This window comes from Parabacteroides sp. (genome assembly GCF_977054455.1).
This window is the reverse complement of sequence record NZ_CDRTCT010000013.1, coordinates 20049-41309: the sequence shown is the minus strand read 5'-3', so window position 1 is coordinate 41309 and position 21261 is coordinate 20049. Positions and strand designations below refer to the sequence as shown.

The window sequence follows — 21261 nt, the reverse complement described above, 5'->3', positions numbered from 1 at the left end:
AGCCGTTGAAGGCAAGCGGCTTCGCCTTCGTTGACAGAAAGGATAAGCCGGGCACTTCCGATCCGCCTATTCCGGAGGGGATTTGTCCAACACCCCCATGTAGCCGCCTCCAACACCCGGATCTATGGAGCGTAAGATCCGGGTGTTGGAAGTAGCGACATGGGGGTGTTGACAAATTCTCTCCGGCTTCGGTCTTAGATAGAGTGAAGAGGATTTGGAAAAAACATAATAATAAGTAGCCCCACCCCATCTACTGAATTTTGGTGTGATTGCCCAGACAAGAATATACGACTACCGGGAATTGAAAATTATTTAGTATGTTTGCATTCAAATTAAAGAAAGATGAACAACGAATTCCTCCAAACAGAAGAAGCGATTGTCGCCATGCTTAAAACCGTGTACGACCCGGAAATCCCGGTTAACGTCTACGATCTTGGCCTGATCTACAATATAGAGGTGGACGATGAGAAGAACGTCCGCATCGATATGACCCTCACCGCCCCCAACTGCCCTGCCGCCGATTTCATACTGGAAGATGTCCGGATGAAGATCGAATCTGTCGACGGTGTGAACAACGTGGAAGTAAACCTTGTTTTCGAACCGGAATGGGACAAGGACATGATGTCCGAAGAAGCCAAACTGGAATTAGGTTTTTTATAGAAACATGGATTCCCTTCGAAAGAAAATATATTTTGCGTCGGACGCCCACCTGGGGGCCCGTTTCCATAAAGATCCCCTTGCCGTCGAGAAGAGACTGGTACGCTGGCTGGACAGCATCAAGGACGAGGCAATGGCGATCTATTTCCTGGGGGATATGTTCGACTATTGGTATGAGTATAAATATGTCGTACCGAAAGGTTTCGTCCGTTTCCTCGGTAAACTGGCGGAACTATCCGACAACGGGGTGGAGATCCATATCTTCATCGGCAATCACGACATCTGGATGTTCGACTATCTCCCGAAGGAGATCGGTGCGGTCATCCACCGGGATGTGCTCACCGTAGACCTTTTAGGCAAACGGTTCTTCCTCGGACATGGCGACGAGGTGGACTATCGAAGCAAGGCGTTCCGCTTCCTCCGCGCCCTCTTCCGCAATAAATTCTGCCAATGGCTGTATGCGGGCATCCATCCCCGCTGGACGTTCGGCTTCGCCCTCGGCTGGTCGCTCAGCAGCCGCAAAAGCGGACTGAAAAAACATAAGACAAGCGAGGCTGCCGAATACCTGGGCGAAGACCACGAATATATGGTCCTCTTTGCAAAAGAATACCTCAAAACGCACCCGGACATCCACTTCTTCATCTTCGGACACCGCCATATCATGCTCGACCTGATGCTCTCACGGACCGCACGGCTCCTGATCGCAGGCGACTGGATGCGACACTTCTCCTATATCGTCTGGGACGGGGAGACACTGTATATGGAGCAGTTCGAAACAGAGTAAAAAAGACTGCCCCAACCGATGTCGGGGCAGTCTAAACACTAATCCTAATGTTTTGTAAGCTGTGAGGATTAGAATACTTATTATTTACCTAATATATCCATCGTATCGGCAGCGATCATGTATTCTTCGTCTGTCGGAACCACGATGATCGTAACCTTGCTGTCCGGTGTGCTGATGACCATTTCTTCACCCCGCATACCTTCGTTCTTTTCTACGTCGATCTTCATGCCCATGTATTCCATGTTTTCACAAACGACACGACGTGTCGCCCACTGGTTCTCACCGACACCACCGGTCCATACCAGGATATCGCAACCGCCCATGGCAGCAGCATAGGCACCGATATATTTCTTGATACGGTAGTTATAAACGTCCAATGTCATAATAGCCCGTTCGTCTCCCGCAGCTACCGCATTTTCCAGATCACGCATGTCGGAAGAACCGCCTACCAAACCGGCAACACCGCTCTTCTTGTTGATCAAATCCGACAAGCCGTGACCGTCCAAGCCTTCCTTATCCATAATGAAAGACAGAGCACCGGCGTCTACGTCACCGCAACGAGTACCCATCAGCAGACCTTCAACCGGGGTCAGCCCCATAGAAGTATCCACGCATTTGCCGTGGTCTACGGCAGCGATGGAACCACCGTTGCCTACATGGGCCGTAATGATCTTCTGTTCTTCATAAGGGACACCCAGGATTTCGCAAGCGCGACGGGAAACATAGCGATGGCTTGTTCCGTGGAAGCCGTAGCGGCGCACACCGTATTTCGTGTACATTTCATACGGCAAACCGTACATATAAGCCTTAGCCGGCATTGTCTGGTGGAAAGCCGTGTCGAACACAGCCACCTGGGGAATACCCGGAATCAACGCTTCCATAGCATCGATACCCTTCAGGTTAGCCGGGTTATGCAGCGGAGCCAGATCGGAACATTCGATTACCTTGTTGATCACATCCTGGTCGATCTTCACGCTGGAAGCGAACTTTTCACCACCATGTACCACGCGGTGGCCGACAGCGTCGATTTCGTTATAATCCTTGATGCAACCGTATGTCTTGTCGGTCAGGATGCTCAGGATAAATTCGATCCCTTCCTTGTGGCCGGGAATCTCTTTTTCCAAAACGACTTTCTTACCGTCTTTGTCGGTCAGTTTCAGGAATGCACCCGGCAGACCGATCTTTTCGATACCCCCCTGTGCCATTACTTCACCGGATGTCATATCGAACAATTTATATTTAATCGAACTGCTACCGCAGTTTAATACTAATACTTTCATGTTTGTAGTGTATGTTATTCGTTATTATTTCTTTGCAGCTTTCAGACCGATCGACTGGTTACAGGCAATCGCTACCATCTTATAGACATCGTCAACGGAACAACCGCGTGACAGGTCGTTAACCGGAGCAGCCATCCCCTGCAGGATAGGGCCTACGGCTTCTGCACCACCTAAACGCTGAACCAGCTTATAAGCGATATTGCCTACTTCCAGAGTCGGGAATACCAAAACGTTAGCCTGTCCGGCCACATCGCTGCCCGGAGCTTTCAATGAAGCGACTTTTTCAACCAAAGCGGCATCGGCCTGCAATTCTCCGTCGACCTTCAGGTCGGGAGCCATTTCTTTTGCCAGACGGGTAGCTTCGACAACCTTGTCGACCATCTCGTGAGAGGCACTGCCTTTGGTGGAGAAGCTCAACATGGCGACACGCGGTTCCATACCTACGATATCGCGGGCCGTAGCAGCCGTGGCGATCGCGATACTTGCCAGTTCGGGTGCTGTCGGATTCGGCATTACGGCGCAGTCGGCAAATACCAGGATACCTTCTTTACCATACTGCGGAGTCTTTGTAAACATCAGGAACGCACCTGAAACGCAGCTCATGCCCGGAGCCGTCTTGATAATCTGTAAAGCGGGACGCAACACGTTACCGGTCGTGTTCTGTGCACCTGCGATTTCACCGTCGGCATCGCCGGATTTGATCATCAGGCAGGCAAGAAACAAAGGATCTTCTACTAAAACGGCAGCCTTTTCGGGAGTCATACCCTTTTTCTGGCGCAACTGGAAAAGCAGGTCTGCGTAAGCGGCTTTCTTTTCGTGATTCTTCGGATCGATAATAGTAGCTTGTCCAATGTGGTTCAACCCGTACTGGGCAGCCAGGCTGTTGATTTCAGCGGGGTCGCCGATCAGGATAATGTCTGCAACTTCGTCGGCCACTAAACGGTCGGCAGCTTTCAATGTTCTTTCTTCTGTTCCTTCAGGAAGAACGATACGCTGTTTGTTTGCTTTAGCGCGTGCAATAATCTCTTGCATTAAGTCCATAGCGGAAGATCTGTTTTTATTATATTGTTAGTTAGATATCACGATAATCGGGTACAAAAGTAGGCAAAATGCAATATAGAGTTTGCAAAATCAGTAAAAGATTTACAAGCGGGCCTATCAGTTTCAGAACATTTAACAATAATTTGTTACTTCCTTCTCCCCTGACAGGATTTGTTGCAATTCTTCTGCCGTAACGTTCACTTCGATTTTACCGTTATGGGCGACCGATATCTTCCCGCGTTCTTCCGAAACGATGATTACCAGTGCATCCGTTTCGAGCGACATACCTAAGCCTGAACGATGGCGCAGCCCCATATCTTTCGGCAGATTGGCGTTCTGGGCGACCGGAAGGATGCAGCCGGCAGCCTTGATACGATTGTCGGCGATAATCATGGCGCCGTCATGCAAAGGGCTGTTTTTAAAGAAGATATTCTCGATCAGGCGGGCATTGACATCAGCGTTGAACATTTCACCGGTATGCTCATAAACGGTCAGATCGACATCCTGCTGGATGCAGATCAGCGCCCCCGTCTTTTTCTTCGCCATATTCATGCAAGCCAGGACAACCGGAGCAATGAACTTCCCTTCGTTCTCCTTGTCGTGGTTCTTCTTCGAAAATATTTTCCCCAGGAACTTCCATCCCCTGTGCGAACCGAGCGCCACCAGGAAACGGCGTATCTCATCCTGGAACAAAATCACCAGCACGAGGAAACCGACACTGATAAACTTGTCGAGTATCGCTCCCATCAGGCGCATCTCCAATACCTGGGAAACCAGAATCCAGACAATGATAAACGAGACAACCCCACTGAAGATGGCCAGCGTACCGGAATTCTTCATCAGCTTATATGTCTGGTACAAGAAGAAAGCTACCAGTAAGACATCGATCAGGTCTTTTATTCCGAAATTCATCCACATAACATTAACAGTTGAAAGTTGAAAGTTGAAAGTTGAAAGTTTTTGAGACGAGTTTGACTGCTTCAATTGCGGCTTTTACGTCATGGACACGAAGGATATCCGCCCCATTCAACAAAGCGATCGTGTTCAGGACGGTCGTCCCGTTCAAGCTGTCGGCAGGTGTTCCGCCCAGGTATTTATAGATCATGCTCTTGCGGGAAACACCGACGAGCAAAGGCAAACCGAATTCTTTAAACTCGCACAGATGACCCATTAACGTATAATTCTGGTCCACCGTCTTGCTGAAACCGAAACCGGGGTCCAGTATAATATCGTTCACTCCCAAGAGACGAAGCTGGCGGACTTTTCTGGCAAAGTAGAGCATAATCTCCTCCATCAGATCCCCATAACCGGTATGTTGCTGCATCGTCTGGGGAGTTCCGCGCATATGCATCATTATATAAGGTACATGCAAACGGGCAACCGTCCCGAACATCTCTGCATCCAACTCCCCACCCGAAATATCATTGATTATCGCCACACCGTATTCTTCGACGCAACGACGGGCCACATCCGCCCGGAAAGTATCGACAGACAGGACCGCATCCGGATAGTGCGTATTCAGTATCTTCAAGGCAAAAGCCAGACGTCTCATCTCCTCGTCCGGCGAGACCTCTGCGGCATCGGGACGGGAAGAATAGCCTCCGAGGTCGATGATCTGCCCTCCCTCGGACAAAATCGCCTGTATGCGCTCTTCAATGGCAGCTTCCGTCTGTTTCCGGCTGTCGGCATAAAAAGAGTCGGGAGTGACATTCAGAATCCCCATCACCAGCGGAGTATCGAGCGAGGTAAGCGTTCCTCTAATATTGAGCGTTTTATGTAACATTCTTATTTTTTCTTTCCGACAAAGATAAAGGTAAATACATTAAATCACTACATTTGCGCGAAATAACTCTCATAGAAATTATAAAGGAGAAAAGACGATGACTATTCCTGAGCTATATGAATTGTTTATACACAATCCGAAAGTGACAACCGACAGCCGTAACTGTCCTCGCGGTTCGATTTTCTTTGCCTTGAAAGGGGATAAATTCGACGGAAACCAATATGCGGAAAAGGCGCTGGCTTCCGGTTGCGTATATGCCGTAATCGACAATCCGGATTATTTTACCGGAGATCGTACGATCCTTGTGGACAACGTACTGACGACCTTGCAGCAATTGGCACACCGCCACCGTAAAGTGATCGGCTGCCCGATTATCGGTATCACCGGGACAAACGGAAAGACAACGACCAAAGAGCTATTGGCTGCCGTCCTGTCTACCAAATACAACCTTCTTTACACCGAAGGCAACCTGAACAACCATATCGGGGTGCCTCTCACCTTGCTTCGCCTGACGCACGACCACGAAATGGCCGTGATCGAAATGGGAGCCAGCCATCCGGGGGATATCAAAGAGCTGGTCGACATCGCACAACCGAACTACGGGATTATCACCAATGTCGGACGTGCCCATCTGGAAGGTTTCGGTTCTTTCGAGGGCGTGATCAAAACAAAAGGTGAATTATACGACTATTTGCGCCGTACGAAAGGCAAGATATTCATCAACCAGGACAATAAGTATCTGACAGATATCGCCAAAGGGATCGAGCCGGTCACATACGGTTCCGATGAGACGGCTTTTGCCTGGGGATGCGTGGTCAGCAGCAATCCTTACCTGACTTTCGAATGGAAACAGCAGGGTAAAATCCACACGGTGGAAACCCGTCTGATCGGCAGTTACAATCTGGACAATGCGTTGGCTGCCGTTGCCGTAGGCCGTTTCTTTAAGATTCCGGCCGAACGCATCAGCCGTGCCATTGCCGCTTACGAACCGACCAACAACCGTTCACAACTGAAAAAGACTAAAAACAACGAACTGATCATCGACGCCTACAACGCAAATCCGAGCAGCATGAAAGTCGCCTTAGACAATTTCGCCACAATGCCTGTATCGCCCAAAGCCCTCATCTTAGGCGACATGCGCGAATTAGGTCCAACGAGCGACGAACTTCATACCGAAGTCATAGCCCGGATCAAGGAAGGCAACTACGACAAAGTATTCCTGTGTGGCGAACATTTCCAAAAAGCCGCCGGAAAAAACTTCACCACGTATGCCACAACGGAACAACTGATCGAAGCCCTACGCAAGAATCCCCTGAAAGGATATCATGTACTGATAAAGGGATCGCATGGGATGGCGCTGGAGAGAGTAGTAGAATTTTTATAGCCAATCTACAAATCCGGTTCACGTAAAGGAGATACATATCTTTGCAAATATTCATAGATTATCCTCTAAATACCCCCTGGTTGTTTTATTTAATTAGGGTTCACACTGCTTTGGATACTCTGTAGATCAGCATGTTGCTGTGAACCCTGTGAATGCAAGATAAAAAAAGGCGGGATCGATCGATAGGATTGGTTGATCGTAAACCGGTTTCACAGCCTTCACAACAAATCACTGGCCATTAGCCTTTTACCGCCGTGAACCCTGTTTTCAGCTTTCTCATATAAGGGATCGGATTGGTTCCTGTCCCATAAAATATAGGTTATAGGCTAAAAAATACAGCCTTTAGCCTGTCCGGGAAAAGCCTATAGGGTAACAGCAAAAAGGTAGGCATCTATCCGGCAACCGAAGCCTGTCTTTTCGGGAAGCGACAGGCATCTATTTGCAAAACACCAATGATTCGATTTCAAAACATAGGTGTTTTGATGGATAGGAACAACTTCACAAGAATCCCCTGAAAGGGTATCATGTGCTATAAAGGGGGCGCATGGGATGGCATTGGAGAGAGTGGTAGAGATTTTTCATAGATTCAGTGTGACTGATACAAAAGCTAATCTAAAATTAGCAATTTCTTGCAGGCTTGATTCGTTAATTCAACATTACATTAAATTTAACGAACCAAGCCTGTTAAAACATTATAGCTCACCAAAAGACTTATTTAGGTAAACGTATTATTTCGCTTCCCGCTAATAAAAAAGCTCCGGTACCATACACCTCCCAGCTATCTGCCGAAAAGTTTTTTCTTGGATCTGCACCAATAGGCTGTACCCATCCAACCTGTCCTTCCTCATTCACACACCTATTCAAGCCAATCCAAGCTTTCTTGGCAGCAGTTAAGTAGAGTTCTTCTTTTAGTAACCCATTATTAACACCCCAAGCCAAAGCATAACACAAAAAGCCAGAGCCACTAACCTCACCTCCTGGATAAGATTCCGGATCAAGAAGACTTGCTCTCCATAAACCATCAGCTTGTTGCAAAGAAACAATACGTGCCGCCATCTCCTTAAACAATTGTTCATAAAAACTTCTTTGCGGATAATTAGGAGGTAATTCTTGTAATATACGGACCAAACCTCCCATAACCCAACCATTGCCACGTCCCCAAAAGATCAATTTGCCATTCGCCTCTTTTCTGTTGTTCTCATTTCCTTGAACGACATATCCCAAATCACGGGCAAAAAGATGTTCTTTCTTATTATACAATAAATCATAACACTCCTTAAAGCATTTGTCACTATATTCCAAATAGGAGTTATTATTAGTAACAATCCCCAGTTTAATCAAAGTAGGAGGAGCCATAAATAAGGCATCGCACCACCACCATTTTATTATATCCTTTTTCCCAGAAGTTGGATAAGGCTCTTTTTGAAAACGCTCCAATGCTTCAATAGTCGCACTTAACATTTCAGGACGCTTTTCTTTGCGATACAAATCGATATACATCTGACTAATTGCAATATCATCTGCATGAAACCAACGTTTGCCAGGCTGCCAATTAGTAGAATCATTTCCCACCGCCATCATTGCATTATATATTTTCTTAGACTGTGTTGTTTCCCAAGCGGCATACACCCCGGCATAAAAAGCCCCATTTGTCCAATCTGTTTGTTTATGACGAGGATGTGCTAATTGCCAACTCGTCGTTTTAGTCATTATCTTTTTTATGTAATCCTTTTCAAATAGGAATACATTATTTTGAATTTCTTTAGGCGATAGAATAGAATTATAATCCACGAGTTCAGGCTTTTCCCATTCTTCTTTCATGTTATAAGGCAAACGATATACATTCCCTTTAGAATCTGCAAAATAAAAATTCGATATACTCAAACAGTCTGGATTCCCATCCGCCCAATAGGTATAAAAAGGATCTACAGCATCCACCGGACGTCTCATATAAGAGTGGTTACGAGGACTATCTTTTGTATAAACATGTTCTTTTTTCCAAGTTTTTCCTGAATTTGTACTTATCCATGACTCTACTTCTCCCCCTGTACCCCAGTGCTGTGGCCCTGTTGCGGTAGGAGCAATTACTCTCCAAAGATTCCCCTCTACGTAAAGACTTCCGGAATCATAGTTATGAGTAGACGTTGTAATCAGATATTGTACCCATTCTTTTCCCGTCCAATGTGCAACAAACCACTCACGGGGACCATGTTTAGGACCAGGCAAATGGCCATAACTGGTCAAATACAAGACAATTGCATTCCCTCTCTCATCGAAATTCACATCCTTAATATAAAGATTTTGTCCTTTTGACTCAGCATCTATAACCCGACACGGACTGTCTTTATCCACAATGGGCAACTCGATAGGAGTACCATCAGCCAAAGTCCAGGTTTTCCCAAAATCCACTGTTTGTAGATAATACATATTCGTACGGGTATCACAATCCCCATTTTTATGACGATTAAAGGTTGTCACCAATTTATTCCCATATTGGCCTGTAATTTGATAATGGCCTGACTTGTTTTCTCCTTCCGGGATAATAGATGCAATCTGGTGGTAATCGCTCCATTGCAATCCATCCGGAGAAGTCCGGTAAAACAATCGCCGGACACCATCATAACGGGTACAAAACATAAAATGCCCTTTTCCTTCTACCAAGCGAGGCTGAGGATAAGCCATTATATCTTTAAAGCCAGTCGATTCAAATTTTGAAATATCATAAGGTTTCACACTCTTATATATAAATCCGGGACGATGATTGCCCCGCCCTGCAACATATACCCATAAATATCCTTCTCTGTCAATCAAAAGAGCAGGATTATCATGTGGATCATCCACTCCTTGTTTATCATAAACAACTGTTGGCTTACAGACTTTACCTGTTACATGATCATAACAACCAATCATACAAAGCAAATACCTTTCATCCTTATTAATAGTCCCTCCAAAAACAAAAAATGTTTTATTTGTTTCTGGAGAATATATAGCCATCGGGTTATGTTTTACCGTATAAGTACCCAAACCACCTGAATATTTAGATCCATATTCAGATTTTTGCCCCAAATCAAACCATATTGGTCGATATCCATCTATTTTGCAATTATTATATTCACCTTTCTTCTGTGCTGAAAGAGAGCAAAAAAACGATAATAAAAGAAATAATAATATATTTTTTATCTTCATGACTCGTTTACATATTTATTCAATTCATAAATTAACAATAAAAACAGCCATCCTTTCATAAAGAAGTCACTATGGCTTATGATTAATAACCTTCTATTTGAGGAGAAACAGGAGCAACTGTCAATAATTCAACATTGTTCTCAGCCCCAGGATAACCAATATTCTGATTAATCACTCCATTCACATTTGAGACAATAGCATTTTCTGGAATCGGCCATAAAACGTGGTGAACACTTATTTGATAAGTGTACCATGAAGTGGTAACATGTTCTCTATAAAAATTATTTTTAGCCATCACCCAATCCCACCAAAAATTGACTCCAGCTTCTTTCACATTAGCTCCAGTTCCCCCCGGACCAGCAAAATTGTCCAATGAATACGTACGATTAAACACTTCACAGGTTTTACCCAATTTCGCATAAGTATATGCAATACGCACTAACTCTACATGACGCAATTCTTCATAATACAACTCTCGTGCTCGTTCGTTCAATATTTCTCCAATATTAATATCAGCAGCAGTCAATGGCTCAGCACCTGCACGAGTTCGTACGACATTCAACATTTCAGCAGCCTGAGTATATTGATCTTTCCAATAATAACACTCTCCTAACATCAAATAAACTTCAGCTGATCGATAAATATACCAAGGAGTTTCACCACCATACCATTGCGTTACCGTTTCTTTTTCCGGTACAAATATTTTATAATGAGGCCACTGAAACCAGCACATAATGGAGTCATTCACGCTGATGTTCACATTTTTCTGTAGATTTTTTCTATACCAAGGATTTCCAGACTTCTTCAAATCTGGATTGTTGTATTTTAAATCTTCTGTTCGTCTCCAACTGTCACGATTATAAACTCCTCTTAAATCATTTTTTTCTTTTTCACCCCAAATTTCATATTGAAAATAGTTGGTTGGTCTCGCCTTACCTGTACCGCGACCATACACACGATTAATATCCAAATCAGGATCTTCCCGTATATCATCAGCAATAGCCGAAACGTTCCAGGCAGTACCCGTTTTTCCATCAGGTGTTATTGTTCCCTGCCCCCCGGTATTCCAAGAAGGGACTCCATTTCTCATCGTAAAAATCTGAACAGAACCGACAACATCCGGATAAGAAGAAGTATAAAAAATTCCTTCCGTATTGTTCATGTCCAATTTTGCTTCTATACTATGCAAGTCATGCATCAGATTTGTTCGAGGTTTACTTTTATTCGATGTAAAACGTTCTGTCATTAACGGATGATTAGCGACAATTTCATTTCCAATTTCAATTGCCCGATCAAACTTACCTAAACTCATACATATTTTCATCAATAATACCCCACAAGCATCTTTATTTACTTTTCCACGTTCAGTTTCGGCACGAACCCATTTATAAGCAAATTCCATATCAGAATACAAACGTTCTAAAATACTCCACCTATCACTCGAATAAAAATCAGTCTTCGGCTCCGTAAGTTCCTCATCTAAAAAAGGGACATTTCCAAACTGATGCACAGCTCTATAGTAACGATAAGCCCTATGAAAAAAAGCTGTGCCCAATATATGATTCCGATCTTCTTTCTTTCCCCATTCGATATTATCAATTCTAGAAATAACTGTATTGCAATATTTCACAACATTGAATGTATATTCCCAAAACCAACCGACCCGTGTAGTATTTATGTTTGACAAATTTGCACTAGGCAAAAGAGCTTGATCCATATCTTGTTGAGGTCCTGATTTATTCGTTGTTCCCTCTACGCAAATATCTGATTGTACCATTTCCGTTATAATGGGAGCAGCATCTCCATAGAACTCACTCACGATATTCCGCATACATGCCCCCAAAGCAGATTCAAACCCAGCAGCATCAACATATGAATTTTCAGGAGTATAAATTGATAACGGTTTTGTATCCAACCAACCATCACTACATCCTAAAAACGAAACTGCAACACAAACCAAAAGTTTTGTTTTATATCTATTAATTTCCATAATCTATTCTGTTTAAAGTTATAAAGTAAAGTTTATACCTAAATTAAAAGATCTCGGAGACAAACTGCCATTTTCCGGATCCCAAAATGTCCAATGTGGAGACAAAACTGCAACATTACGAGCAGTAAGCGTCAATCTCATATTCTGAATAGCAAATTTCCGTAAGAAAGATTTTGGCAAATTGTACGAAACGGATACATTATCCAAACGCAAGAATGATTTTTTTACCCAATTCGTACCGGCATTATAAGAACTAATTCTTGCATAATCATTAGTCGGATTATCTTTAGTCCAACGTGGTAAATCATAAGATGAAAATTTGTAAGGAGATCCACCATTATAATTTGCAGCTTCGTTAAACGCACCATAATGTCCAAAATAAGAATACATTGTAAAAGAAATAGTAAAATTCTTATATATCGTAAAATCATTCCTCATAGACCAACGGTAACGAGGCGTTTTATATCCTTGAAAAACTTTATCTTCGGTATTCATAACTCCATCTCCATTCTGATCCTTATATTTAAAATCCCCTGGTTTACAACCATAAATCGCAGCTTGTTCCTCTTCTCCCAACTGCCATACCCCTAAACGTTCATAAGCCCATATACGATCTGGATCTTGTCCGATAAACCATCCATTCGTCGGATCATCCGATTCTTTTTCTCCTATCACATTACCTTCGTTATCCAATACATTCTCCATGTCTCCATAAAGGGTAACAATCTTTCTTCTATTCATAGAAAATGTTGAAGATGCAGACCATTCAAAATCATCCTGCTTGAAAATATTTGCATTCAAAGTTAACTCCAACCCTTTATTTCTCAATTTTCCCAAGTTTGCTGTAACATTTGCAAAGCCTGTTATACTTGGCAGAGAACGTTCAACCAACAAGTCTTTCGTCGTTCCTGAATAAACTTCTAATGAACCACCAATAATATCATTAAATAAAGAAAAATCCAATCCCAAATTATAAGACTCTGTCCGTTCCCACCGTAAATTATTATTGGCCATTGTATTTACATAAATATAAGTTGAGGTGAAAACAGTTCCATCCGGTCCGATATAAGTCAAAGGATTTGTTTTCATATTAGACAGTGCAGCATATTGACCGATATCACGATTTCCATTCTGCCCCCAAGAGAAGCGTAATTTTCCATAATTTAGCCAATGATTTATTCCCTCCATAAATTTCTCAGAAGTAAAAACATAGCCAAGTGCAACGGATGGAAACGTTGCTCGTTTATTATTAACACCAAAAGCCGAATAGCCATCTCTACGAACGGATGCTGTCAACATATACTTATTTTGGAAAGAATAAAAAACACGTGCCATTAAAGCATCCCCTGTCCAATATGTATCAGAACTTTGATTCGTAGGATTCAAACCAGAAGCCAGATTATGATGTCCTAAAACATCACTTGGATTAAAATCATAAGTTGATGCAATAGTTGACCAAGTTTCTTTTTTCTCTGCATTAGCTAATAAAGTCAATTCTAAATTATGCTCATTATTAAACTCTTTTTTCCAACGGACTATGTTATCAACTGTCCAATGTGACTTAATGTCATGTTGACGTTCAGAGGTTCCACCTTGAGTCTCAACTTCACTATCTGCTGATTGATGATAGAATTTATGGTACCACTGTAAATAAGGAGTATAATTCATCTGATATTCTATTCCAAAAGGTAACTGTATTTTCGCATATAAATTTGCATTCAATGAATAATATTTTTTCGTTTGATCCCTATATTCACGCGCATACAAAGGGTTTGTTGTCGAATTATCACCTGCCACATAATAGCGATACAAACTTTCAGAGTTATCTAAATTATTTGATGCGTAAGGTGAATTTTTTGCCATTGCTTCCCAAGTTACCGGTTGTGAGCTTTCATCCCTAATAGCAAAATTAGCATTCATTCCTACCGTTAGGAAACTTGTTATTTTAGAATCAAGATTCAATCGAGTACGAAGGTTTTTATAATCATCTCCAACTATTATACCTTTCCGATCTACATAGCCCAACGACCAATGATAGTTTACCTTATCTGTTCGATTAGATACACTTACCGTATAATCCTGCTGTAAACCTTTATGAAGAACAAGATCAGCCCAATTTGTCTCTATTCCCGCTATATAGTTGTCAATTTCTGGAGTATAAAGTTGCAATCTAGAAAGCCATGCACGCGTCATTTCTTCATCCGATACAGATGAGACAGGCGTTTTTTGATTATAATTGTACCAGTCTAAAGGATTAACACCTGTACCATCCAACTCAAAAGGATTTGTATAAATTTCAGGATATTGGGCTAAATAGTCACTTGAACTATTTCCAATATTATAATCCTGTCTATATTTTAAATATCCTTTACCATCTAAAATCGGCATTTGATTGGCTGATTGAACAAAACCCACATTCGCATTAAATGTGACAGACGCAGAACCATCCTCTTTACCTTTACCTTTTTTTGTTGTAATTACAATAACTCCATTAGCCGCTTGTGAACCGTAAACAGCAGCAGAACTTGCATCCTTCAAAACATCAATACTTGCAACATCATTCGTATTTATGTCAGATAAAGAACCATAATAAATAACTCCATCCACAACTATTGTCGGGCTTGAACCTGCCGTCAAAGTATTAACACCACGTATTTGAGGAGTTAAATCTCCTTTTGCCGATGTAGACATACCGACATTTAAACCTGCAGCCGTTCCACGCATAAGATCTGTAATATCGCGAGGGGCCTCTACTTCCATTTTTTCTGCTTTTACACTTGCTATAGCACCTGTTAAGTCACGACGTTTTGCTGTTCCATAACCAATTACGACAACTTCTTCCAGAGCTTGTGTATCTTCAATTAACACTACACGTATAGAACGCTGATCTTTTATTTTTATTTCCTGTGATAAATAACCAATATATGATACTACTAAAACCGCTTTATCAGAGACCTGTATAGAAAAGTTTCCATCAACATCTGTTATCGAACCATTAGCTGTACCTTTTTCAACCAGATTCGCACCTATAATCGGTTCACCTGCCGAGTCAACAATCCTACCAGAAATCATTTTTTTATCCTGATTGACAGACATTTTTTTAGAAACCAACGTAATATAATCATGATCAAATCGATACCCAATTCCGGTACTCTCAGCTACCTGCTCCAAATAATCAGATATCTTTGCAGATTTCTTTCGAAAAGACACAGTCTTATTGACATCCACATCCTGATCCCGAAACACAACCAGATAGTCGGTCTGTGCCTCGATTTCTTTGACCAGTTGTTTAATAGTCATACTATTCTGGCTGATCTTGATCTCAATATTTTGCGCACCAGCCTCTTCTGCCATTAACTGACACACACAAACAAACAAAAGGAAAAGTGATATTCTCATAATTCTAAAAAAATCTTTAATGCGGTTATTATGCACAATAAAGGACTGTAACAAAGTTTTTCTTTTCATATCTTTGTTCTAAATTTAAAGTGAATACTAAAAAATTACGACTTGTGTTTGCTTTAACTCCGGCGGCAGTTGTTGGTAGCTTCTGCCGCTTTTGTTTTCTTTTCTACTGTTCTTTCATCATAGGCTATACGTTTTTATGTTTGACATGTTGTTATTTTAAGGTCACTATGTTCCGCTCCGCGTCTTTCTCTACTTTGAATTTACGGATTTGCTGCAATACGCGGAAAACATCGTCGAGGCTGTCGCGCTGCCTGAATTTCCCCGTATAAGTATCTTTAAACAAGGATGTATCTTTTACTACGATCTTTACGTCATAGTAAAGTTCCATCTTTTCCAGAATATTGATCAAAGGTTCGTTCTCAAAGGCATATATACCGTCACGCCATAAAAAATGATCTTTCAGGCGAATCGGTTCCACCCTCATCTTCCCGTTTGAGACGGTCACCTGCTGATCCGGTTCCAAAGTGATTCCGTCAGACTCCCTTTCCCGGAAAAAAACGCGAACGGAACCTTCCAGCAAGCTGGTTTGCACATAGCCGGTCGCCGGGTAGCTGCACACGTTAAACTGAGTACCTAAAACTTTCATGTCGACATCATGCGTGGAAACGATAAAAGGACGGGAAGGATCTTTCGCCACTTTGAAGAAGGCTTCCCCTTCGATCGTAACATTCCTTTTATCACCGGTGAAACGGGCCGGATAGATCAACTTCGACTTCGCATTCAACCAGACTTCCGTTCCGTCCTGCAAAACCAGTTGTGCCCGCTGTCCGGCAGGAGTGTACAAAGTGTTCATCACATTCTCCGATAAAAACTCCGTTTGTTCAGGCTGTGCGTACCAATATGTCAATACACTTGTTGAAACGACTAATGCCAGAATAGCAGCGGCATACCCGATCCGGCGTGTCCAACGCTTCCACATCACGGTGTGTTGCTTTTGCAAAATAAAGCGGTCGTATTTTTGTTTGCCGATTGCTTTATCCTGTACCTGATGTCCTAAGTTCAACAAGGCATATAGATTTTGATATTCTGCAAATTCTATTTTGAGTTCTTCGTCCGCCTCGACATCGCGCAGCAGGGATAGTCGCTCTTCTGTAGAAAGTTCTTCATAAAAGTATTTATGTATCCGTTCGTTCATATTTTCCGCTTTTGTTCTTAATAAACGGATCAGGAAACCAAAACCCCCAAAGGATAAACGGATTTTTTTAATTCACGAGTAAAAACAGTAATAAAGGAAGATAGTCCTTCAATTCGCTTTTAATTTTCTTATAGGCGATAGCCATTTGGTTTTCAACGGTTTTAAGTGAAATATTCAGTTCAACTGCTATGTCTTTCTGCTTTTTACCCTCTATTTTGCTTTTGATAAAAATTTCCCGGCATTTTTCAGGCAGAGAGTCTATCACTTCGGTAATGATCCGTTCGATATCCTGCTCGGAGAGCAGGGACTGATCGAATAATTCCAGAGAGGCAAGTTTCATCCGCAAAGTAGCCTGATACTCTTCCTGCATCAGGTTGACAGCTTCCTTCACAACAATACGGTGGCGCAACAGGTCGATACAACGGTTCTTGATCGAGGTAAAAAGCAGGGCGACCAGATTCACATCATAAGCCAAGATCTCTTTCTTTTCCCACAGTTCGGTAAATACGTCCTGGACGATATTTTCTGCGTCTTCTTCTGACACGACATATTCCAGCGCGAAATATTTCATCCGGGAAAACCAAGAGACATATATTTCTTCAAAATGGTCGGATAATATTTTCCTTTCAACCTGCATCTTTTTAATGTGAATTAAATCACGAGCTTCTCGATCTCCAAACTCTAATCTTTAAATTATATATGAAGTGTGAGAGCTGTGACTTATCTATCAGAAAGGCTCTGGAAAACCGTAGAAGTAAATAAGCAACATACTCCCACACCATATTTACAAATACGATGCGAGATACGTTAACTCATTCTTCTTCTATAAATTTTCCAGATTTTTTCTGAAAGAATCAGTTAAACAACGCAATTGTGCTATTTGCACAATGCAAATATAGTAATAGTTATTGGTTAAACAAGTAATTTAAATTTCCAGAAAATTCCCTAATGAACCGATTCTTCGAAAAAAGTTACATTGTAATGTTTTATTCATTATTTTTGCAACAGCGGTTGAATCAACCACGGTTGAAATAAGCAAAAGGAGGCATGACTTCTTTCTCCAATTTGATGCAATATCTTTTTGAATTAAGGGAAGAACGATCTTTTAGTATTACCATGATGAATTTCAAGAATTCTACAATATCAACGAAGCTCCGGTAGCATTGTGTTACCGGAGCTTGTTTTTTGTCTGCAATCGTCCTTCACAGGGGGAATGCAGATGAACTTTTTATTTTACTTTAGTATTAATGTACCACTTGTTCACCCGTCACGGGCTACTTGAACAGTTCGAAAGAACCGGACACGTGGTAGATTATTTGATTATAAAATATTTAATAGGGATGAGGCGAACCTCGCTCCCACTAAATGCCATTCTTATTTAACGATAGCTTTTACGGCATCTTCTCCTTCAACGGCTACAACAACTACGCCCTGAGGAGCAGCAATAACAGCGTTGTCGGAAGCAATAACCATATTGGCAACTACCTGGCCGAGGATGTTAGAGATTACAACCTTCTTACCCTGAGCACCTGCGATCTGAACCGAGCCTTCGCCGGCGATCACTTTCACTCCGGCAACTTCCACGCCTTCATTTGCAGTAGGAGCTTCAGCTGCATTCACTGTTACCTTAACGGCTTCGGCCAACTTACCGATTACCAATACACCGTTCAAGTTACGCAGGTAATCGTCGCCACACTTGATGTTATAAACACCGGCAGCTTCATCTTTTGCCTGCAAGAAATTGAAACGGAAGTTGTTAACACCAGCTTTCGGCTTAGCAATCGGAGATGTCTTCGGAGCTTTACCGTCCAATGTTAATGTATCACCGGCAACAACCAGAGAATCTGCACCGTAGCGCAGAGCTTCGCGGAAGATTACGCGAGTCGATTCATAAGCAGTGTATTGTTCTTTGTCAACTGTTGCATTCTTAGCAGAGTCAGCAGCGTTGTACATATACAGTCTGTGGGCTTCAACCTTTGCAGTCGTATCGGCGGCAACCCCTCTCGTCACATAATAAGAAGGAGCAACCAGTACTTCACCGTTGCGGTTGTAAGCGGCGGTATCCAACCAGAATGTGAAGTCTTCAGTTGTATAGTTAGCAGCCTTCAATGCATTTTCGGCAACTACCAACGCTTCGTTCTTAGCATTTATGGTTACGAACTGGTTGTTTGTAGTTTCCATCTGAATATGCTTCGGCATTGTGAACAGGCTCTGAGGATCATCTTCTTCGGCAACGTAGAAGAGGTCGTATTTAACTGCACCAATCTTTTCATTTTCCAAATCGCCTGTATTGGTGTTTACAGTTGCCATACTCTGTTTCAAAGAAGCTGTAATAGCAGTCTTTGTAAGAGTGTTTGTTTTACCAGAAGCCACCTTAGCCTCTTTCGGGATATTTGAATAATAGCAAGAAACAGGTACTTCAGCAAGTTTCTTACCCTGATCACCAACTTCCACACATGGGAATGTCGGCATAATCACATATTTATCTGCTGCATCAGTCGGGATGAAGGCAAAGCCTGTTCTAATAAACGATTTAGCTGCATCCTTTACTGTTCCATCCGTATATTTATAACCTACAGTGAAATTATATTTAGCAGGATCAGCAGTCAGAATGTAATTTCCGTTGTTATCCAATACCAGATATTCACCTTTAGAAGTCTTGATAGCATAAACATCCCAAGCCAATTTATCTACAGCATCTTTGATGGCTGCATCATTGTAGTCACGAGTATCCAAACGAACCAAGTTATACATAACTTCGCCAGCTTTCAAAGTCATTGAACTGTCCTTCTTCATATGGATAAACATTTCTTCGCTCAACAGCGGAGAAGCGGACTGGATCTTGAACTGTTTGTTCTTCAATGCATGGTCGGTAGCATGATAACCTATATACTGAGTTGCACCTGCATAAGCAATATTAGCATCAACCAACTTGATAGTATCAGAGACTCCAGTTTCTGTAGCAATTACGATATTGCCATTTGCCAAAGAATCGGCAATGCCAGCCCAAACAACATCACCTGTAGCACGTTGTTGAATAATATAATTACCCTTATCTGTTCCCGGAGTTGCTGTTACAACAAACTGAGAAAGATAGTTGAATGCTTGTCCGGCTTCCAAGTAATGAGTCATATTAACAGTATTATAATCATAGAATTTACCGTTATTAGCATTAACTTTACCATCTGCATAACCTCTCATATCAGCTACATAGTAAACCTTATTAGGCGTGATAATGGCGATACCGCCCATGTTAGAAGGAGTACCCTGGATAAGAGGCTGAATTTCATATGCAGGACGATTATCTTTATTATCTTCTGTAACTTTTGTACCCGTAGTCAACACTGTTGCATTTGCCAGATTACGCAAAACGATCTGAGAAGGAATTGCAGCACCATTATCTTCTGCTACATTTCCTGCCCAATCTGATCCGGTAGCATCAGTTGTGGCCTTTTTAGCAGGAACATCGTCCATCAGGATAATAAGAGAATCTTTAGCTACATTCCAATTTGCTGAGAATCTATAAGACTTAGCCGCTCTTTTATTAGCTGGATCATCTTTTAATAGATCAGCTGTATAATCTTTTGCATATACAGTATCAACTGTTAATTTCAGAGCATCGTCTGTTCCATCATAATAAACAGTATCAACTACCAGATATTTGTTAGCAGTATTCTTCAAGCTAAATCTTTTACCTCCAAAGTTTGCATTATTTGTTCCTTTTTGAATAGCCTCAACTGCTTTCCAAGTATTAGCTGTCAAAACATTTGTATTTCCTGTTGAAACATCTTTACCACCATTGAAATACAATTTGCCTTTTGTCAAGGTATTGAATTCATCAGCAGTAAGTTCTAACGTTTTGTCTAAAGCTGTATAGCCAAAAACAGCATTACCAGCAACAGTTTTATCTTTATGTGTCGCCAACAAATTGTAATTATTTGTAGCCGGCTTAAAACAGAAAGTCGTATCACCAACTACAGCATATAGACCCTTCGTGTCATCCCACCCCCAAACAGAGTTAGAACCACCTACTTTTACATTGCCTGTAGAAGTAGCAATGCCTTCAGCAGCTTTTGTGTTACTTTTCAAATCCACAGACAACCACTTACCTGTTGCCTTGTTCTGGAATTTGTAAGTGTTGCCACCTGCTACAGAAGTCGATTTGATAACGGTTACTTTCCATAAGGCAGAATTTACAGTCGCTAATGTCGTTAACTCTGTAACAGCTTTGTTTTCCAGTTCACCAGCAGCATTCAGGACGATAACATCAGCATCATCTTCGGTACCAGCATACAGATAGGTCAGTTCACCGTCTTTTACAGCATTTTCGCCAGTACCAGGACCTTTGATTGTTGCATCTGCTGCAAACGCCGACAAACTACCAGCTACCAACGCGGTAGCCAAAAGAGTAGAAAATCTTTTGTTCATAATTCTAAAATTTAATATTAATACTTAAGTGTTGAAATACTTATTTTTTAACGGGTATGAGAGTGCGTCAGCGTTCAGTCTGACACACCCTCATAGGCATCTACTTTAATATGTAGGTTCCCTTC

Annotated in this window: 13 protein-coding genes; 3 read left to right on the top strand and 10 right to left on the bottom strand. The window is 42.1% G+C overall.

Annotation, left to right across the window (positions count from 1 at the left end; genetic code table 11):
• Positions 1-342 precede the first annotated feature (342 nt).
• Complete coding sequence (locus ACW6QF_RS08080) at positions 343-660, top strand: SUF system Fe-S cluster assembly protein (RefSeq protein ID WP_008146258.1); 318 nt, start codon at positions 343-345, stop codon at positions 658-660.
• A 4-nt stretch (positions 661-664) separates the two neighbouring features.
• Positions 665-1441 carry a UDP-2,3-diacylglucosamine diphosphatase gene (locus ACW6QF_RS08075; protein WP_298546411.1) on the top strand — a complete coding sequence of 259 codons (777 nt, stop codon included), beginning with the start codon at positions 665-667 and terminating at the stop codon, positions 1439-1441.
• A gap of 80 nt (positions 1442-1521) precedes the next feature.
• On the opposite strand, the gene ACW6QF_RS08070 is transcribed toward ACW6QF_RS08075, so the two are convergent.
• The 4 genes from ACW6QF_RS08070 to folP form a co-directional block, all read right to left on the bottom strand.
• Complete coding sequence (locus tag ACW6QF_RS08070; protein WP_298546413.1) at positions 1522-2721, bottom strand: acetate/propionate family kinase; 1200 nt, start codon at positions 2719-2721, stop codon at positions 1522-1524.
• A 24-nt stretch (positions 2722-2745) separates the two neighbouring features.
• A complete protein-coding gene (gene pta / locus ACW6QF_RS08065) occupies positions 2746-3762 on the bottom strand; it encodes a phosphate acetyltransferase (RefSeq protein ID WP_456087428.1) in 1017 nt (338 codons plus the stop codon).
• Positions 3763-3894: 132 nt separating this feature from the next.
• Positions 3895-4680 (bottom strand): diadenylate cyclase CdaA, encoded by a 786-nt coding sequence (gene cdaA, locus ACW6QF_RS08060; protein WP_298546417.1) that lies wholly within the window; start codon positions 4678-4680, stop codon positions 3895-3897.
• A gap of 4 nt (positions 4681-4684) precedes the next feature.
• On the bottom strand, positions 4685-5545 hold the full coding sequence (folP, locus tag ACW6QF_RS08055; protein WP_456087427.1) for a dihydropteroate synthase: 861 nt from the start codon (positions 5543-5545) through the stop codon (positions 4685-4687).
• A gap of 97 nt (positions 5546-5642) precedes the next feature.
• On the opposite strand from folP, the gene ACW6QF_RS08050 reads away from it, so the two are divergent.
• Positions 5643-6929, top strand: coding sequence for a UDP-N-acetylmuramoyl-tripeptide--D-alanyl-D-alanine ligase (locus tag ACW6QF_RS08050; RefSeq protein WP_456087426.1), 1287 nt, complete (start codon positions 5643-5645; stop codon positions 6927-6929).
• 711 nt (positions 6930-7640) lie between these two features.
• Here the strand turns inward: ACW6QF_RS08050 and ACW6QF_RS08045 are convergent.
• The 6 genes from ACW6QF_RS08045 to ACW6QF_RS08020 all read right to left on the bottom strand — a co-directional run bounded on the left by ACW6QF_RS08045 (position 7641) and on the right by ACW6QF_RS08020 (position 21136).
• On the bottom strand, positions 7641-10115 hold the full coding sequence (locus ACW6QF_RS08045) for a glycoside hydrolase family 88 protein (protein ID WP_456087425.1): 2475 nt from the start codon (positions 10113-10115) through the stop codon (positions 7641-7643).
• Positions 10116-10197: 82 nt separating this feature from the next.
• Entirely contained in the window at positions 10198-12105 is a 1908-nt protein-coding gene (locus tag ACW6QF_RS08040; protein WP_456087424.1) for a RagB/SusD family nutrient uptake outer membrane protein, read from the bottom strand.
• An 18-nt stretch (positions 12106-12123) separates the two neighbouring features.
• Positions 12124-15573, bottom strand: coding sequence for a TonB-dependent receptor (locus ACW6QF_RS08035; RefSeq protein WP_456087423.1), 3450 nt, complete (start codon positions 15571-15573; stop codon positions 12124-12126).
• Positions 15574-15724: 151 nt separating this feature from the next.
• On the bottom strand, positions 15725-16708 hold the full coding sequence (locus ACW6QF_RS08030) for a FecR domain-containing protein (RefSeq protein WP_456087422.1): 984 nt from the start codon (positions 16706-16708) through the stop codon (positions 15725-15727).
• 67 nt (positions 16709-16775) lie between these two features.
• Positions 16776-17345 carry an RNA polymerase sigma-70 factor gene (locus tag ACW6QF_RS08025; protein WP_456087421.1) on the bottom strand — a complete coding sequence of 190 codons (570 nt, stop codon included), beginning with the start codon at positions 17343-17345 and terminating at the stop codon, positions 16776-16778.
• Positions 17346-18082: 737 nt separating this feature from the next.
• The gene (locus tag ACW6QF_RS08020) at positions 18083-21136 is read right to left on the bottom strand and encodes a DUF6383 domain-containing protein (protein ID WP_456087420.1); all 3054 of its coding nucleotides are present in this window, start codon (positions 21134-21136) and stop codon (positions 18083-18085) included.
• Positions 21137-21261: the final 125 nt, after the last annotated feature.

Coding starts and splice junctions, on each gene's coding strand:
- ACW6QF_RS08080 (WP_008146258.1), top strand. CDS start 343: ATGAACAACGAATTCCTCCAAACAGAAGAAGCGATTGTCGCCATGCTT.
- ACW6QF_RS08075 (WP_298546411.1), top strand. CDS start 665: ATGGATTCCCTTCGAAAGAAAATATATTTTGCGTCGGACGCCCACCTG.
- ACW6QF_RS08070 (WP_298546413.1), bottom strand. CDS start 2,721: ATGAAAGTATTAGTATTAAACTGCGGTAGCAGTTCGATTAAATATAAA.
- pta (WP_456087428.1), bottom strand. CDS start 3,762: ATGGACTTAATGCAAGAGATTATTGCACGCGCTAAAGCAAACAAACAG.
- cdaA (WP_298546417.1), bottom strand. CDS start 4,680: ATGTGGATGAATTTCGGAATAAAAGACCTGATCGATGTCTTACTGGTA.
- folP (WP_456087427.1), bottom strand. CDS start 5,545: ATGTTACATAAAACGCTCAATATTAGAGGAACGCTTACCTCGCTCGAT.
- ACW6QF_RS08050 (WP_456087426.1), top strand. CDS start 5,643: ATGACTATTCCTGAGCTATATGAATTGTTTATACACAATCCGAAAGTG.
- ACW6QF_RS08045 (WP_456087425.1), bottom strand. CDS start 10,115: ATGAAGATAAAAAATATATTATTATTTCTTTTATTATCGTTTTTTTGC.
- ACW6QF_RS08040 (WP_456087424.1), bottom strand. CDS start 12,105: ATGGAAATTAATAGATATAAAACAAAACTTTTGGTTTGTGTTGCAGTT.
- ACW6QF_RS08035 (WP_456087423.1), bottom strand. CDS start 15,573: ATGAAAAGAAAAACTTTGTTACAGTCCTTTATTGTGCATAATAACCGC.
- ACW6QF_RS08030 (WP_456087422.1), bottom strand. CDS start 16,708: ATGAACGAACGGATACATAAATACTTTTATGAAGAACTTTCTACAGAA.
- ACW6QF_RS08025 (WP_456087421.1), bottom strand. CDS start 17,345: ATGCAGGTTGAAAGGAAAATATTATCCGACCATTTTGAAGAAATATAT.
- ACW6QF_RS08020 (WP_456087420.1), bottom strand. CDS start 21,136: ATGAACAAAAGATTTTCTACTCTTTTGGCTACCGCGTTGGTAGCTGGT.